A 16,726-nucleotide genomic window follows, 5' to 3' on the forward strand; every position below is an offset into this window, starting at 1 on the left:
GATGAAAAGTAATGAATCTTCAAAATTCGACATTGGTTCGCGAAAAAGGAAGATGGGCATGAAACGAGCTGCTGGAGTGAAACAAAAGAGCAGGGTTATCTTCTGGTTAACCCTCATTCTGATCAATCTCGCCATGGTTGGGTTCTTTTTGGGCAAAATCGTGGCCGCACAAAGCCACCCCATCCCTCGCTCCGCTCCCGTGAACCAGCCAAAACCTCGCCCGGTAGCCATTTATTTTGTGCCCCATGCCGATGACGAAATCTTGTCCATGTCACCAGATATCGTCAATCGGCAACGGATGGGTTACGAAGTTCACTTGGTGTTGATGAGCGGCGGCGAGCACAGCGGAGCCCGCTTCGTAATCAACGGCTTCCGTGAAGTGGCAAAAAAAGGAAAAGTGGTCAAAATCCCTGTTTATTGCGTTTGGCACAACACGTATCACAGCGCGCTTGACGTCAATGACCCCGACGGCTACTACAGCCCTAAGGATCTAGCCCGCGACCGGGTGAGGGAGTTTTACGCAGCGGCGGAGCGACTGGGCATTCCCCGCGACCGCGTACATGTGCGCAGTCTGGTCAACGGACGCTTTACAGAACGCGCTGTGCGCCAAGTGTATGATTACTTTTTGTCCCGCTATCCCCACGCTATTTTCAGAACGATGAGTCGATATGATTATCACCGTGACCATGCGTTTTTGGGACAAATCATGCGGAAATATGAATTGGAAGGGAAAATGAAGCCCACGGACACCGTTTATTTCCTGTCCATATACAAGTCTCGTTTCACCAAACGCCGCCCACCTGTGGAAACCGTACAACTTAAAGTGATCGACCCCCGAGATCGCAACAAAATCCTGGAAGCCGCCCGGATTTATCTGCGTTGGGAACCCAGCCAAGGTTGGCATGCGTTGGGGCTACACAGCGTTCCTCACCAGTTTGAGTCATTTATGAAAAACATCCGCGTTGAAGCCCATTTTGACAGCTAGGCATACCCAGCGATCATGTACGGCGGCTTCTTCATCAACAAATCACATCTATACTAGTCAAAGTGATCAGCCCGTCACACCCCAAATGGGAGCGGAAGCGGTTGGAAAACGGACGGCGTTTCCGTCGCTAGATCCTGGCAAGCAGACGCTTGCTTTTTTATTGGCAATATCTAGCGCCCAATTCCCTCTTTTTATTCTATAAAAATGTTTTTCTACTCCTATCAAATATAGAACCAATCTCATAAATTAGAGTATCACTATTGAAAGGAGTAGAAATATGGCTACTTTCTTTGAAGCTACCTCGCAAAAAAATAAGCTTTCTAAGTTAGTGTTAAGCCACAGTGAAGTGCACGGGATTGGTGTGGGATATGCCAACCCACGAAAACCGTCCCAAGGAGCTGGCACCATTGTTTATGTGGAGAGAAACATTTCTTCAAAGCGGCTAGCCACTTTGAAAGCTACCATGGAACGAACCGTGGGTACCGCATCCAACGTTCCGATCCGTTTCATCAAAAGTGGAGGATTCTACACAGACAAATTGGTTGCAGCCCAACCAATCTATCAAACCCGATTGCGTCCGGTCCCCGGGGGAGTCAGCGTGGGCACGGCCACTGCCGGCACCGGCACGGCGGGAGTGATTACCGTCAACTACCCCAATCCGTCGCGCCTGTATGTGCTGAGCAACGCCCATGTGCTCAATCCGACCAATGACACCTCTTTTCATGAAGTGATTCAGCCGGGCCGATCGGATGGCGGGCAACCAGGAACGGATCGCATCGGCAGAACATACCAATCGGTAATTATCAGTACGACGTCTGTCAATTACTTGGACGCTTCCATCGCCATAGCCGACCAAAACAGCCTGTTGGATCCCCGTTATCTGTTGGGCAACACAGGACAACGAATTGTGTTGTCAGGTCATTTCGTCAGCTACCCTGTGGGCTTGCGTCTCAGGAAGACTGGGCGTACATCGGGATACGGCACAGGAACTGTAGAGTCCATCAACGCCACAACGCGTATCCAATATCCGTTCGGGATCGGCACGTTTGAAAACCAAACCATCGTTCAAGGGGATGGCGTCGTGGGAGGCCCCGGTGATTCCGGGTCCGTCTGGATTGGGCGAGGTTTCAATGGTTCCGATTACGCCGCCGCTGTTCACTACTCGTCCACTTCCAACATGACCCGTTCGTTGTGCTTCCCCATTCAATACGCCATGCAGACGTTCGGGTTGAGAATTGCCATCCCAGCTACCTCTTCCGCCAGACCGGAAGCAGGCTCCCTTAAAAGGGCTCCGAGAAAAAGCCTTGCTTATACGCAACCCCTCACCCAGAGGGAAATGGAACAAATCAACGTGGTCAAAGCGAAAAGAAGATAACACCCATCCCGTCCGCCCACACGATCACTACCCCGTGGGCGGTTTTTTTGTTTGGATGCGCAAAACAACCTTCACAAAGAGGAAGGTTGCCGGTGTTTAGTCCAATTGCTTCTCAAACGCCATGTGCGGATCGTCGCTCCCTCTAAGGTAAATGATCCCCTTTTGCTCATAATCATTTACCTTGTAGAGCCGCATCGCTTTTTCATTCTTGATCTGCGTGTCCAATCGTATGCTGGTGTACCCGTGCTCCTTGGCAAACCGTTCGATCTCCTCCATCAATATGCGGGATACTCCCTTTCCTTGGATGGCCGGGTTGACGCACAGTCGATGCACCACCAAAAAACGCCCAGATTGATCTGACCAAGAAACCTTTTCATAGTCATCCTCATATTCCTGATCCAATACGACGACAGCCGCCACCCGATCTTCATCGAGCAGGGTGTAAAGATTTCTCTTCTGAATGTCGTCCTTAACCAGTTCTTCGCTGGGATAATCATCCGCCCATTGGCTAATGCCTTGCTCATTCATCTTGCGTGTCGCATGCCGGTAAATCTCCAAGATCTCATCGAACTGATCCAAATGTGCATGTACTAACCGCATGTTGCATCTTGCCTCCCTCGCTTCAACCCGCAGAATCTATCTCTAGGGTTCCACCAGGGAGAAAGAACATACCAGACATGCTCCCCTCTCTGGGCATTACATCAACACCATGCCGACGGCGGACACGACCGCGATCACCAACCCTACCCCCATGAACACAATCACAATGCCATACCCTTTTTGATCTAGGTGCATGAATGTGAAGAGTTGTAGCACTACCTGAATTGAAGCCGAAATGATCAGCACCCAAAAAATGGCCGTTTTGGATTCAACCAGTCCTCCGCCGACTACGACGAAGGCAATCGCCGTGAACAAAATCATCCATATAAACGAGAGGACATAGCGCCATGCCGTTTCCGGCTTTTCCTTCGGTTTCACCGGCCGCTGGGTTTGCTGCTGCAATTGCGGTTCCATTCCAACCACCTCGCCTTTCCACCTTTTTATTTCATTATAATGAATTTTCTAACCATAAGCGATAGATATAGTCACCCATCGGGATACCCTGGTCTTTTCCCGCCATCCTCCCTAATCGCTTGATAGATGCAAACGTATTTAACAGAATCCCCTTCCCGATCGTGTTGGAGTCATTTATAATATAAAAATGAGGAATACAAGACAATAACATAGGGATATCCTTCGGGGCAGGGTGAAATTCCCGACCGGCGGTGATGGGAACGGCGTTTCCCTAAGCCCGTGACCCGCTTACAAGCGGTGGATTCGGTGTGATTCCGAAGCCGACAGTATAGTCTGGATGGGAGAAGGATGATGACGCGTACGAAAATCAAGGTACACGACCCAGGGTGGAGTCTGCCCTTTTACAAAAATGGGTTGTTTGCACCTTTCTTTCTGATACCCCGAAGATGGCCACACCATCTTTCGGGGTTTCTTAGCTTTTTCAGGCCTTCGTACCCGTTGTCATCAGAAGCACAAACGAGGGAGCGTGTTCTGATGCAACGATCGCAAGCACTGACAAAAATGATCTTTTTATCTTTGATGGCGGGCATCGCATTTATCTTGCAAAAACTTGAATTTCCGTTGCCCGGCTTTCCAACGTTTTTAAAAATTGATTTCAGCGAAGTTCCTGCCTTGATCGCAGGACTTCTCTATGGGCCGTTGGCCGGGGTGTTGGTGGAGTTCTTCAAGAACTTCCTACACTTCCTCTTCAGCGGCAGTGAAACCGGCATTATCCCTGTCGGTCAATTGTCTAATTTCCTCGCCGGCAGCGTCTTTGTCGCTGTCACTTCCATCATTGGTCGCAAAGTGGGAGAACTGAAAGGGCTCATATACGGTTTGGCCACCGCCACGGTGATCAGCGCAGTCGTCATGACTTCGGCCAATTGGTATGTCTTCTTCCCGCTTTACAGCAAACTGATCCATTGGACAGTGACCGGTTCACAAAAATTCGCCTTAATCATGTATGGTATTGCCCCGTTTAACTTACTTAAAGGCGTACTTGTGACCGCGATTTTCATCCCGCTTTATTTGAAATTACAACCGCATCTGAAACGGCGCTTAAGTTTCTGAACAGCGCCTTTGACCATAGAAAAACCCAGTCAAACAGGGAACATCCCGCGTGACTGGGTTTTTGTTGCCGTTTGGCAGTTGAAATTAGGCATTCACATGTTCTTTCAGTTTCGCGTTTAGCGCAGCCGTCACAAACCCGCGGAAAAGCGGTTGCGGACGGTTAGGACGAGAGATGAACTCAGGATGGAATTGGGCTGCGACAAACCAAGGGTGATGAATGTACTCCACAATTTCCACCAACCGGCCGTCTGGCGAGGTGCCGGAGAAGCGGTAACCCACTTTTTCCATCTCCTCGCGATACTCGTTGTTAAACTCATACCGATGGCGATGGCGCTCGTACACCAGATCCGTACCATACGCTTGGTGAGCTACGCTACCTGGCATAAGCTTACACGGATAGAGGCCGAGTCGCATGGTGCCGCCTTTTTCTTCAATCTCTTTTTGCTCAGGGAGAATGTCGATAATCGGATAAGGGGTGGACGGATCAATTTCCGAACTATTGGCTCCCTCCAGCCCAAGCACATGACGGGCACCCTCGACGCAAGCCATCTGCATGCCTAGGCAAATGCCCAAGAACGGAATGTTGTTTTCGCGAGCGTAGCGAGTAGCAGCAATTTTCCCTTCGATGCCGCGGTCGCCAAATCCACCCGGCACCAGAATCCCGTTCACATCCCCCAACAGCTGAGCGGCATTCTCATCGGTCACTTCTTCAGCATTGATCCACTTGACCTCAATATCGGTGTCGCGCTCAAACCCGGCATGGCGCAATGCTTCCACCACGCTCATATATGCGTCGTGCAAAGCGACGTATTTACCAACGATGGCAATGCGGGTGGTATGCGCCAAATTTTTCACTTTATTGACCAGCTTGATCCAATCTGTCATATCTGCTTGGCCGCATTCCAAGCCAAGGTGGTCGACCACAATTTGGTCAAATCCTTGTTCTTGCGCCATCAAAGGCACTTCATACAATGTTTCCGCATCGCACATTTCAATCACGGCTTCACGGTCAATGTCGCAGAACAGAGCGATCTTCTGTTTGATTTCTTCAGCCAACGGATATTCGGTGCGGCAGACGATGACATTAGGCTGAATCCCGATGCTACGCAATTCTTTGACCGAGTGTTGCGTCGGTTTGGTTTTCAATTCGCCGCTGGCTCTCATCAGCGGCACCAACGTGCAATGGATGTACATGACGTTTTCACGGCCCACATCACTTTTAATCTGGCGAATCGCTTCTAAGAACGGCAAGCTTTCGATGTCGCCAACGGTACCACCGATCTCAGTGATGACCACATCGGCACCTGTTTCGCGCGCCGCCCGGAAAACGCGATCCTTGATTTCGTTGGTGATGTGCGGAATCACTTGTACCGTCCCACCCAGATAATCACCGCGGCGCTCTTTGTTGATGACGGCAGAATAGATTTTCCCTGTCGTAACATTGCTGTTTTTACTCAGGTTGATATCAATAAAACGCTCATAGTGGCCGAGGTCGAGGTCGGTCTCCGCACCGTCGTCGGTCACAAACACTTCGCCGTGTTGGTATGGGCTCATCGTGCCCGGGTCGACGTTGATATATGGATCAAATTTTTGAATCGTCACTTTGAGCCCCCGGTTTTTCAACAATCTTCCCAATGCGGAAGCCGTGATACCTTTGCCAAGGGAGGATGCCACGCCTCCGGTCACAAAAATGTATTTTGCCATGTTTTATCTTCCTCCTGTATCTAAGGATGCCCCTATTCGCTGAAAGCATTTCAAAATCTCGCGTTCAGGCCCGCAACCATTTTTCTCAATCGCTTCACTTGTTTACGAGGCACTCACTGAAAAAAGGTTGGTTGCCTGTCGTAGCGGTTGAAAATACTGCACAAAATAGAAAAGAGCGCCCCCGAATGCAGGGGCGCTCTTCTCATTTCCGTTCATAATGAGCCCAAAAAATAATTTATCTCACGTACCTTTATTTGTCAAGGATTAAAGCTCGTCTTCCTCGTCGTCTTCCACGTCTTCGTCAGGCAATCCATCCTCATCACCGTCAAAAGACGTGTTTTTGTCGGCATAAGGCACATCGATATCATCCAATTCATCCAGGCCGGCATTTCCGTAATCCTCGTCATCTGCATCAAACAAATCTTCATCCAAATCTTCGTCTAAATAGTCGTCTTTTACGTTCATGGCCACAGCGGAATCGGTTGCCTGCTCTGTCGAATACCATTCCCTCAAGCCCCAAGTGCCTCTGCCCACACAAACGAAGCGTCCGTCAATGTTGATTTCCGTATACAATTGCGCGATATATTGTTCAACTTCCTCTTGGGTAAATTCCTTTTTCTTCGCAACTTCCGCCATGATGTCTCTATATTGCATCGCGTCGCCTCTTTGCTTGAGCAGGTCGTACGCTAGATCAACCATCGACGTTTCTTTGATCTTTTCTAAAGCGAGGTTGTCATTCAACCTGGACACATCCTTCCCTCAGGGCGAAGTCCACAAAATCCCTATGTTTCTCGTACAACTATTTTATCCAAAAAACGGTTGAAGTCAACCAATCTTCCTAAAAAACATCCCTACGCATGGAAAAAGCCCGGCATCCATCAAAGAATGCCGGGCGCAAACAAATAGGCTTGCGCGGCTCTCCATGTCGAGCCCTGAGCTCTTGCGCCCACAGGGCTGAAAGCAAAGGAATCCATCTACATGTTTCGCCGATATTGACCGCCCACCTCATACAAGGCGTGGGTAATTTGCCCAAGGCTCGCCACTTTCACCGTTTCCATCAATTCCGCGAACAAGTTGCCACCGCTTCGAGCCACTTCCTTCAACCGTTCCAGCGCTTCCGGCGCCTCATTGCGGTGCGCCTGTTGAAACGCCCTCAGCCGGTCAATTTGCGCTTGCTTCTCTTCCGGTGTAGCCCGGGTTAATTCGATCTCTACCGTTTCTGCCGGCGGATTGGGATTTTCAAAAGTGTTCACACCGATAATCGGCAATTCGCCCGAGTGCTTTTTCATTTCATAATACAACGATTCCTCTTGAATCTTGCCGCGCTGGTACTGCGTTTCCATCGCTCCAAGCACGCCGCCCCGATCGCTGATCCGCTCAAATTCCTTTAATACCGCTTCTTCCACCAGATCAGTCAATTCATCAATGATAAAGGAGCCTTGCAACGGATTTTCATTTTTAGCCAATCCCAATTCCCGGTTGATGATCAATTGGATCGCCATGGCTCTGCGCACCGATTCTTCGGTTGGCGTAGTAATCGCTTCGTCATAAGCGTTGGTGTGGAGCGAATTGCACTGGTCATATATAGCCATCAACGCTTGCAATGTGGTACGAATATCATTGAAATCGATCTCCTGGGCGTGCAGTGAACGGCCGGACGTTTGGATATGATACTTCAGCTTTTGGCTACGCTCATTGCCCTTATAGAGATGCTTCATCACGATCGCCCACACCCGACGGGCAACACGGCCAATCACGGAATATTCGGCATCCAACCCGTTGCTGAAAAAGAAGGACAAGTTGGGGGCGAATTGGTCGATCTTCATCCCCCGGCTTAAATAATACTCCACATACGTGAAGGCATTGGCCAAGGTGAACGCCAACTGGGTAATGGGATTGGCGCCCGCTTCAGCGATATGGTAACCGCTGATACTGACCGAATAATAATTACGAATTCCATGCTCAATAAAATACTCCTGAATGTCCCCCATCATCTTCAAGGCAAACTCAGTCGAAAAAATGCAGGTGTTTTGCCCTTGGTCTTCTTTCAAAATATCGGCTTGCACCGTTCCCCGCACACTGCGTAGCGTCTCTGCTTTGATTTGCTCTCTTTCTTCCGCTGTCGGTTCCCGGCCTTCCCGTTCCCGGAATCGATCCACTTGTTGGGCAATGGCGGTGTTAAAATACATCGCCAAGATGATGGGCGCGGGCCCGTTGATCGTCATCGACACACTGGTGTTGGGCGCGCACAAATCAAAGCCAGCATACAGCTTTTTCATATCTTCCAGCGTGCAAATGCTCACCCCGGATTCCCCGATTTTCCCGTAGATGTCGGGCCGTTCAGCAGGGTCCTCTCCATACAGGGTCACGCTGTCGAACGCGGTAGACAAGCGTTTGGCTGTATCATTTTTAGATAAGTAATGGAAGCGCTTGTTGGTGCGCTCAGGTGTTCCTTCTCCCGCAAATTGCCGCTTCGGGTCCTCATCGGTCCGCTTAAACGGAAACACACCCGCAGTGAAGGGGAAGTGACCTGGCAAGTTCTCTTTGCGGAACCACCGCAACAAGTCGCCCCAATCCTTTAGCTTAGGCAGGGCCACTTTGGGGATGCGCGAACCGGCCAATGTTTCCGTGAAGAGGGGCACCCGCAACTCCCGATCCCGCACTTTGGTGATAAACACGTCTTGCCGATACGCTTCTTGTACTTTTGGCCAATCCGCCAACGCCTTTTTGCTCTCTGGCGCCAACCGCTCTTCGATTTCCTTGATTTTGGCCGAAAGCCGCTTATTGAGATCATCATCGTCCGCAAGCAACGTTTTGGTTCCTTCCAGCTGGTACAATTGGGTGGCCAGCCGAGCCTGCTCCTCGGATTCCGCATGGTATTTGCGAACGGTGGCCGCAATCTCACGCAGATAGTGCGTCCGCTCCGGCGGAATGATGGCATGCCCCTTGGTCACATCATCCTCGTTGCGATCCCACGTCGTTTGCCATGCGAGCGAACATTTCTCATTGATTTTTTCAATCAGTGCCCGGTAAAACCGGTTTGTCCCCGGATCATGGAACCGGCTAGCCATGGTGCCATAGACAGGAATCGCTTCATCCGGCGCGTCAAACAGCCCGTGATTGCGACGGAATTGTTTTTTGACGTCGCGCAACGCGTCTTCCGAACCTTTGCGGTCAAACTTATTAATGGCGACCAGGTCAGCGTAATCCAACATCTCAATCTTCTCCAGCTGGGAGGGGGCACCGAATTCGGAGGTCATCACATACAAGGACACATCGCTGATCCCTACCACATCCGCGTTGCCTTGCCCAATTCCGCTGGTTTCAACGATGATCAAATCATATGCGGCCCGTTTCAACACAGTAATGGCATCCCGGATGCCGGCACTCAACTCCGAACGCGTTCTCCTTGTGGCCAAGCTCCGCATATAAACGCGCGGATGGTGAACCGCGTTCATGCGGATACGGTCACCCAGCAAGGCGCCTCCCGTCTTTTGCTTGGAGGGGTCCACCGAGAGTACCGCCACTTTTTTATCAGTGAAGTCCTCCACAAAGCGCCGTACCAATTCATCGGTCAAAGAGCTTTTTCCCGCTCCCCCTGTGCCGGTGATCCCCACCACAGGAATCACTTTGTCCACCGGTGGTTGGAGGCGCAATTCATCCAGCGCCTGGCGGAGATGATCGAGCCCTCCATCCGCCTCAGCCACTTCCTCCGCCGCTGTGATGAGACGCGCAATCGCTTGCGTGTTCCCTTCAGAAAGGGCGTCCATTTCCCATGTGATCTCACCAACCGTCGGAAAGTCGGTTTCGCGCACCATGGTATTGATAATCCCCTGCAATCCCAACTGGCGGCCATCGTGCGGGGAAAAGATTCGCGAGACGCCATACGCCTCCAACTCTTTTATTTCCTGGGGAATAATGACGCCCCCGCCTCCCCCGAACACCTTGATGTGTCCTGCACCCCGCTGCCTTAACAAATCGACCATATATTTAAAAAACTCCATATGGCCTCCTTGGTAAGACGATACCGCGATGCCTTGGACATCCTCTTGGATTGCCGCTTCCACAATCTCATCTACGGAACGGTTGTGACCCAGATGGATTACTTCCACCCCTGATGCCTGCAACAGGCGACGAAACAAGTTGATGGAAGCGTCATGCCCGTCAAACAGACTGGCTGCCGTCACAAATCGCACCGCATGTTTAGGTCGAATCACTTCTGTTTCCATCCCGCTTCCCTCCATTGGTAAACTCACCCAGCAACAATGCCATCTGCCGATCCATGTACTCCTGCACGTCATAGTGCTTACCGAGCGACCAGTGGCGGAATGTCCACATCTGTCCCATCACCATGATGTTATGTGCCATCAATTTAATAGAAGATGGGTCGATGCCGATCGTTCCGTCCTGCATCCCTTTTTGCAAAATCCGTTCAAAAAGTCCTGTGATTTCCTCTTCTTTGCTCAATACATACTTCATCTTGTCGTTCGGCAAGGACTTGGTCTCTTGGTAGATCAACAGCACCAACGGACGCATTTCATCCATCACGCGAAACAGCTGTTTCAACCCTTTGCGCAGGGATTCCATCCCCGAATCAGACTCGGTCACCACTTCCAACAAACGCTTTTCCAAATCGGAGTGGATGTCTTCGCAAACGAGATATAGCACATCTTCTTTGCTTTGAATATATTCATACATCGTGCCGATCGACAGACCGCACTCCCGCGCGATTTCCCTCGTCGTGGTCTTGTGAAATCCCTTTTTCACAAACAGCCGAACCGCCCCTTCGATGATCTGCCGCCGCCGCTCCGCGATCAGGCGCTGATCCTTAATCATCGACGGGATCAGCTTGGAATTGCGTTTCAATTCGTAATTCCTCCTTTAGCCAACGGCGCGCCACCTCATGCGGGCTGATGCGTTGATCCAATGCGTCCTGGATATCCCGCCGGAAGCGGGGCGCCTGTTGTTTGGCCTTGAAACGTTCCCGCCAAGCGGAAAAAACCAAGTCGCTCACTTCTTTTTCAATACGCGCTCTCCGCTTCTGCACCAATAAGCCATGCGCCCGCAGATGGGCATAGTGTCGTTCCGCCGCTTCCCACCAATCCTCCAACCCTTTCTCCTCTGTCGCCAATGTTTCAATGATCGGCGGGTGCCATGGGGCGTCATGCTTGGATAAAGCCAACAAATCTTGTATCTCCTGCTTTAAGCGCGATACCCCGGGAAGATCAGCCTTGTTGATAACAAACAGATCGGCGATTTCCATGATTCCCGCTTTAAACACCTGCACCACATCGCCCGCCGTCGGGTTTAACACCAGTGTGACGGTATCAGCCAGATGCATAATGTCCCACTCCGCCTGACCTACACCCACAGTCTCGATCAAGATAACATCATACCCTGCCGCGTCCAGCACACGGACTGCCTCTGAGGTGGCTTGGGCCAAACCGCCCCATCCTCCCCGGCTTCCCATGCTGCGGATGAAAACTCCCTCATCCAACGCGTGTTCCGTCATCCGCACCCGGTCCCCCAAGATGGCCCCACCAGTGAAGGGGCTGGTCGGATCGACCGCCAACACCCCCACTGTTTTTCCCATGTGGCGCAACAGGCGGATCAAGGCGGCGATGAGAGTGCTTTTGCCAGCGCCCGGTGAACCGGTGACGCCGATCAATTGGGCATTGCCTGTATGGGGATACAATGCGTCCAACCACTTTTCTTTCTCGGGGTCCCCATTCTCCATCCGGCTAATCAGGCGGGCGATCTGCCGTTTGTTTCCCTCCTTGATCTGTGTCAGCCATGTCTCCATCGCCGTTCCTCCCGCTTATTTCAATAAATAATTGGCTATGACGACACGTTGGATTTCGTTGGTTCCTTCATAGATTTGCGTAATCTTGGCGTCGCGCATCATCCGCTCGACCGGATACTCCCTGGTGTACCCATATCCACCGAAGATTTGCACTGCTTCGGTGGTCACTTGCATCGCGATATCCCCCGCATACAATTTAGCCATGGCCGAAGCCTTGCCATAAGGAAGCCCCTCGGACTCGCACCAAGCCGCTTGATACGTCAGCAAACGCGCCGCTTCAATCTGCGTGGCCATATCCGCCAGCTTAAATTGGATGGCTTGCAGTTTGCTTAGCGGTTGCCCGAATTGCTTGCGCTCTTTGGCGTAATCACGAGCCGCGTCAAAGGCGCCTTGGGCGATACCAACCGCTTGAGCAGCGATGCCGTTGCGCCCACCGTCCAGCGTCATCATGGCGATTTTGAAACCTTGCCCCTCTTCTCCCAACCGCTGGCTGGCCGGGATGCGGCAATCTTCAAAAATGATTTCTGTGGTCGGTGACGACCGGATACCCAGCTTTTTCTCCTTTTTGCCGATGGAAAACCCAGGCGTACCCTTCTCTACGATGAAGGCAGTGATGCCCTTGTGCTTTTTGGACGGATCAGTCACTGCAAACACGACATAGATTTCTGCTTCTCCACCATTGGTGATAAAGATTTTGTTTCCGTTAAGGATATAGTCATCACCGTCGCGTACCGCTGTCGTTTTCATCCCGGCGGCATCAGAGCCGGAGCCAGGCTCGGTCAACCCGTACGCGCCCAATTTGCTTCCTTCAGCAAGCGGTTTCAAAAACCGTTCTTTTTGCTCGTCAGTGCCAAACTTGTAGATGGGCCAGCTTGCTAGAGAGATGTGCGCCGACAATGTCACACCGATCGATCCACACACGCGGGACAATTCTTCCACGGCAATCACATAGCTGAGATAGTCAGCCCCGGCACCACCCCACTGCTCTGGAAATGGAATTCCGGTCAAGCCCAACTCACCCATCTTGTCAAAAATAGACCGGTCAAACCGCTCTTCCTCATCCCGCTCCCCTGCACTTGGTGCCACTTCTTGCAAAGCGAATTCGCGCACCATTTTGCGCATCATTTCATGCTCTTCTGACAATCGAAACTGCATATTTTGCCCTCCTGATCTCTGTTATAAGGGCGCGTCCGCAAAAAAACTATGCGAAAGAAGCCACAACCTGTTTGGACACGCCCGGATGGTGGATGCTACATGTGATAGCGCTCCTAATTCCCTTCCTATTCGCTTCCATATCCATGAGCAAGGATTTCTACAATTCTATCAGGACGAAAGCACTTCATTGGCAATAACAAGCCGCTGAATCTCATTGGCTCCTTCATAGATTTGTGTCACCTTCGCGTCACGGAACAGCCGTTCCACTGGATATTCCCGCGTATATCCATATCCACCAAACACTTGCACCGCCTCTGTGGTCACGCGCATGGCCACATCTGAGGCGAACATTTTAGCCATCGACGCTTCTTTCTTGCAGTTGGACCCTTCTTCCCGCAACACAGCCGCGCGGTAAGTGAGCAAGCGAGCAGCCTCAATCTCAGTAGCCATGTCAGCCAGCTTAAACTGAATCGCTTGCAGGCGGCTGATCGTGTTGCCGAATTGTTTGCGCTCCTTGGCGTACTGAAGCGCGGCTCGATATGCCGCTGTCGCAATTCCCAGCGCTTGCGCAGCGATACCGATCCGGCCGCCAGCCAAATTGGACAATGCCACTTCATAGCCTTGCCCCTCTGCACCCAACCGCTGCGTAACCGGCACTTCCATCTCTTCAAAAATCAAGGAACTGGTATTGGACCCGCCCATCCCCATCTTCTTCTCTTTCTTCCCAATGGTGAGACCTGGGGTGTCCTTCTCCACGATAAATGCCGAAATGCCTTTGGTTCCTTTGTCAGGGTCGGTTACCGCAAACACCACATATACATCCGCTTCACCCGCATTGGTGATGAACACCTTATTCCCTGACAGCACATACCGATCCCCGACGCGGCGGGCTTGTGTGCGAATGCGCGCGGCATCCGATCCGGCCTGTGGCTCAGTTAGCGCAAACGCCCCCAAGTATTCCCCCCGGGCCATCCGTGGGATATAGGTTTGCTTTTGTTCTTCTGTGCCGTATTTTAAAATCGGCATCGTTCCCACAGATGTGTGCACAGCCAATATGACGCCAACCGTAGCGCTAACCTTGGATATTTCCTCCAAAGCCAAAATGTAAGACAAAAAGTCAGCTCCCGCTCCACCATAAGCTTCAGGGATGGGGATGCCCATCAGCCCAACCTCTCCCATGCGCCGGATCACTTCCCGCGGAAACTGATCTCCTTCATCCATGGATTCAAAATAAGGAGTAATCTCTTTCTCTGCAAAGTCACGCACCATTCTGCGCATCATTTCTTGTTCTTCCGTTAACAGAAAGTGCATCCCTCTCCACTCCTCCTGTTGCCTCGCCTTAGCTGTATGAATAAAAGCCCCGACCGCTCTTACGGCCCAGCCAACCCGCCTTCACATATTTTCTGAGCAACGGGCAGGGGCGGTATTTGCTGTCGCCAAACCCTTCATAAAGCGTTTCCATGATGTACAAGCAGGTGTCCAAGCCGATGAAATCGGCCAACGTCAACGGCCCCATGGGATGATTCATGCCCAATTTCATCACTTCATCGATCGCTTCTGGCGTAGCCACGCCTTCATAGACGGCGAAAATCGCTTCATTGATCATGGGCATCAAGATGCGGTTGGACACAAAGCCAGGATAATCATTCACTTCCACAGGCGTCTTGCCCATCCGTTCCGCTGCCGCCATCACCGCTTGGAATGTCTCCTCACTTGTAGCCAATCCGCGAATCACTTCTACCAGCTTCATCACCGGCACGGGGTTCATAAAGTGCATACCGATCACTTGCTCCGGGCGACGGGTGGCCGCGGCAATCTCTGTGATAGGCAGGGACGAGGTATTGCTGGCCAAAATCGTATGACTCGGACAGTACTCATCCAAGCGCGTGAAAATCTCGGCTTTCACCTCCATTTTTTCCACCACGGCCTCAATGACCAAGTCGGCATCCTTACCTGCCACAGCCAGATCCGTGGTGGGCGTGATCCGTCCCAAAATGGCTTCCCGCTCCTCCGCCGACAGTTTGCCCTTCTCCACACTGCGCGACAACAAGCTGCCGATCCGCTCCAAACCGGCTTGCACACGTTCTTCTGTCGTATCAAGCAAAACCACTTGATATCCGGCTTGCGCAGCCACTTGGGCGATACCACCGCCCATCTGGCCAGCGCCGATCACACTTACACGTTGCAATTCCATCTCCACTCGCTCCTTTCTATCCATCCACTCTTACCAAAATGGCATCCCCTTGCGCAGCCCCACTGCAAATAGCCGCTACACCCAAGCCGCCACCGCGACGCTTTAATTCATGGATCAACGTCAATAGAATACGGGCTCCGCTCGCTCCCACCGGATGACCCAAAGCAACCGCGCCACCATTCACATTTACCTTCTCCTCGCTGACTCCCAACAACTTCATGTTGGCCAAAGCGACGGCCGCAAACGCCTCATTGATCTCGTACAAATCGACCTGATCCGCGGTCAAGCCGTGTTTTTTGAGCAATTTTTTCACAGCGTAAGCAGGGGTGATGGGGAAATCTTTGGCTTCCATGGCAACAGCGGCATGCCCCACGATTGTGGCCAGTGGTGGGACTCCGAGCTCAGCGGCCCGTTTGGATGAAGCGACGACAAGTGCGGCCGCTCCATCATTCACTCCCGGCGCGTTTCCGGCAGTGATGGTTCCGTTGGTGTCGTACACCGGCTTCAGTTTGGACAGTTTCTCCAAGCTGGTATCAGGCCGGATCGATTCATCCTGATCCACCACCACTTCTTGCCGTTTCGCCTTTACTGTCACCGGCACGATCTCTTCCGCAAACCATCCTGCTTCGACAGCAGCTTGCGCTTTTTGGTGGCTCCGCAGTGCCCAAGCGTCTTGTTCTTCGCGAGACACCTCTTGTTCCTTCGCCGTCCGACTTCCATGCACGATCATGTGCACACCGTGAAAAGCGCACCATAGCCCATCATGGATCATCAAATCCGTCAACTCCCCATGACCCATGCGCTCACCGAACCGCGCGCCCTTCAGCATGTATGGAGCTTGGCTCATGCTCTCCATCCCACCGGCGACGATCACATCTGCGTCACCCGCCCGGATGATTTGGTCGCCGAGTGTGACACTACGCAAGCCGGAAGCACAGACTTTGTTGATCGTCTCCGTACCCACTTCCCAAGACAAACCCGCATGGCGCGCCGCTTGCCGGGAAGGGATCTGTCCTGCTCCCCCTTGCAAAACCATACCCATGATTACTTCTTCCACCGCTTCATCAGGAATCCCCGCCTTCGTCAACGCACCTCTGATGGCAACGCCACCCAACTCCGCCGCGGTCACTCCTTGCAATGCTCCACCAAACTTGCCAAACGGCGTACGCGCCCCTCCTAAAATCACGGTTTCTGCCATGATCGGCACCCCCCAAAGGTTGATTTTCATTCTATCGAGCGTTCGTTCGGCACTTCGGCACAATGAAAACGCCTTCATTTCCAGATTACCTCAACCATTCTGTTTTAACAATAGTTAATCGAATTCTTCTATTCAAATAACATATTTAATTCTGTTTCGATGCATAGTTGCGCGCTCTTTTCCACTGT

General features: G+C 51.8%; 14 protein-coding genes and 1 riboswitch. Of the genes, 3 read left to right on the top strand and 11 right to left on the bottom strand.

The annotated features are described in order from the left end of the window. The first annotated feature begins 58 nt into the window (after window positions 1–58). Together NYR52_RS16050 and NYR52_RS16055 are read left to right on the top strand one after the other, a co-directional pair. Window positions 59–985, top strand: coding sequence for a PIG-L deacetylase family protein (locus NYR52_RS16050; protein ID WP_259436027.1), 927 nt, complete (start codon window positions 59–61; stop codon window positions 983–985). Window positions 986–1,262: 277 nt separating this feature from the next. Beyond that, window positions 1,263–2,360 carry a hypothetical protein gene (locus NYR52_RS16055; RefSeq protein ID WP_259436028.1) on the top strand — a complete coding sequence of 366 codons (1,098 nt, stop codon included), beginning with the start codon at window positions 1,263–1,265 and terminating at the stop codon, window positions 2,358–2,360. Between the two features lie 96 nt (window positions 2,361–2,456). On the opposite strand, the gene NYR52_RS16060 is transcribed toward NYR52_RS16055, so the two are convergent. Together NYR52_RS16060 and NYR52_RS16065 are read right to left on the bottom strand one after the other, a co-directional pair. Continuing rightward, window positions 2,457–2,960 carry a GNAT family N-acetyltransferase gene (locus NYR52_RS16060; RefSeq protein WP_259436029.1) on the bottom strand — a complete coding sequence of 168 codons (504 nt, stop codon included), beginning with the start codon at window positions 2,958–2,960 and terminating at the stop codon, window positions 2,457–2,459. Between the two features lie 96 nt (window positions 2,961–3,056). Beyond that, window positions 3,057–3,374, bottom strand: a complete 318-nt coding sequence (locus NYR52_RS16065) for a cytochrome C oxidase subunit IV family protein (RefSeq protein ID WP_132221767.1) — start codon at window positions 3,372–3,374, stop codon at window positions 3,057–3,059. Between the two features lie 214 nt (window positions 3,375–3,588). Beyond that, window positions 3,589–3,727, top strand: a riboswitch (FMN riboswitch). A gap of 181 nt (window positions 3,728–3,908) precedes the next feature. Here NYR52_RS16065 and NYR52_RS16070 point away from each other — a divergent pair. Further along, on the top strand, window positions 3,909–4,484 hold the full coding sequence (locus tag NYR52_RS16070; RefSeq protein WP_132221769.1) for an ECF transporter S component: 576 nt from the start codon (window positions 3,909–3,911) through the stop codon (window positions 4,482–4,484). Window positions 4,485–4,568: 84 nt separating this feature from the next. Here NYR52_RS16070 and pyrG read toward each other — a convergent pair whose 3' ends face one another. The 9 genes from pyrG to mmgA all read right to left on the bottom strand — a co-directional run bounded on the left by pyrG (window position 4,569) and on the right by mmgA (window position 16,538). After that, on the bottom strand, window positions 4,569–6,188 hold the full coding sequence (gene pyrG, locus NYR52_RS16075; protein ID WP_022737349.1) for a CTP synthase: 1,620 nt from the start codon (window positions 6,186–6,188) through the stop codon (window positions 4,569–4,571). Window positions 6,189–6,452: 264 nt separating this feature from the next. Then, window positions 6,453–6,929 (bottom strand): DNA-directed RNA polymerase subunit delta, encoded by a 477-nt coding sequence (gene rpoE / locus NYR52_RS16080; protein WP_259436030.1) that lies wholly within the window; start codon window positions 6,927–6,929, stop codon window positions 6,453–6,455. A gap of 233 nt (window positions 6,930–7,162) precedes the next feature. After that, a complete protein-coding gene (gene icmF / locus NYR52_RS16085) occupies window positions 7,163–10,417 on the bottom strand; it encodes a fused isobutyryl-CoA mutase/GTPase IcmF (protein ID WP_259436031.1) in 3,255 nt (1,084 codons plus the stop codon). Continuing rightward, a complete protein-coding gene (locus tag NYR52_RS16090) occupies window positions 10,392–11,054 on the bottom strand; it encodes a TetR/AcrR family transcriptional regulator (RefSeq protein WP_022737346.1) in 663 nt (220 codons plus the stop codon). The genes icmF and NYR52_RS16090 overlap by 26 nt, the downstream gene beginning before the upstream one ends. Further along, window positions 11,017–11,991 (bottom strand): methylmalonyl Co-A mutase-associated GTPase MeaB, encoded by a 975-nt coding sequence (gene meaB, locus NYR52_RS16095; RefSeq protein ID WP_022737345.1) that lies wholly within the window; start codon window positions 11,989–11,991, stop codon window positions 11,017–11,019. Before meaB ends, NYR52_RS16090 begins: the two co-directional genes overlap by 38 nt. A gap of 15 nt (window positions 11,992–12,006) precedes the next feature. Beyond that, window positions 12,007–13,146 carry an acyl-CoA dehydrogenase gene (locus NYR52_RS16100; RefSeq protein ID WP_022737344.1) on the bottom strand — a complete coding sequence of 380 codons (1,140 nt, stop codon included), beginning with the start codon at window positions 13,144–13,146 and terminating at the stop codon, window positions 12,007–12,009. A 168-nt stretch (window positions 13,147–13,314) separates the two neighbouring features. Further along, the gene (locus NYR52_RS16105) at window positions 13,315–14,457 is read right to left on the bottom strand and encodes an acyl-CoA dehydrogenase (protein ID WP_259436032.1); all 1,143 of its coding nucleotides are present in this window, start codon (window positions 14,455–14,457) and stop codon (window positions 13,315–13,317) included. Window positions 14,458–14,485: 28 nt separating this feature from the next. Then, window positions 14,486–15,340 carry a 3-hydroxybutyryl-CoA dehydrogenase gene (locus tag NYR52_RS16110; RefSeq protein ID WP_132221775.1) on the bottom strand — a complete coding sequence of 285 codons (855 nt, stop codon included), beginning with the start codon at window positions 15,338–15,340 and terminating at the stop codon, window positions 14,486–14,488. Between the two features lie 16 nt (window positions 15,341–15,356). Further along, complete coding sequence (gene mmgA / locus NYR52_RS16115; protein WP_259436033.1) at window positions 15,357–16,538, bottom strand: acetyl-CoA C-acetyltransferase; 1,182 nt, start codon at window positions 16,536–16,538, stop codon at window positions 15,357–15,359. Window positions 16,539–16,726: the final 188 nt, after the last annotated feature.

The sequence above is a fragment of the Laceyella sacchari genome, from assembly GCF_024927925.1.
GTDB classification, from domain to species: Bacteria; Bacillota; Bacilli; order Thermoactinomycetales; family Thermoactinomycetaceae; genus Laceyella; species Laceyella sacchari.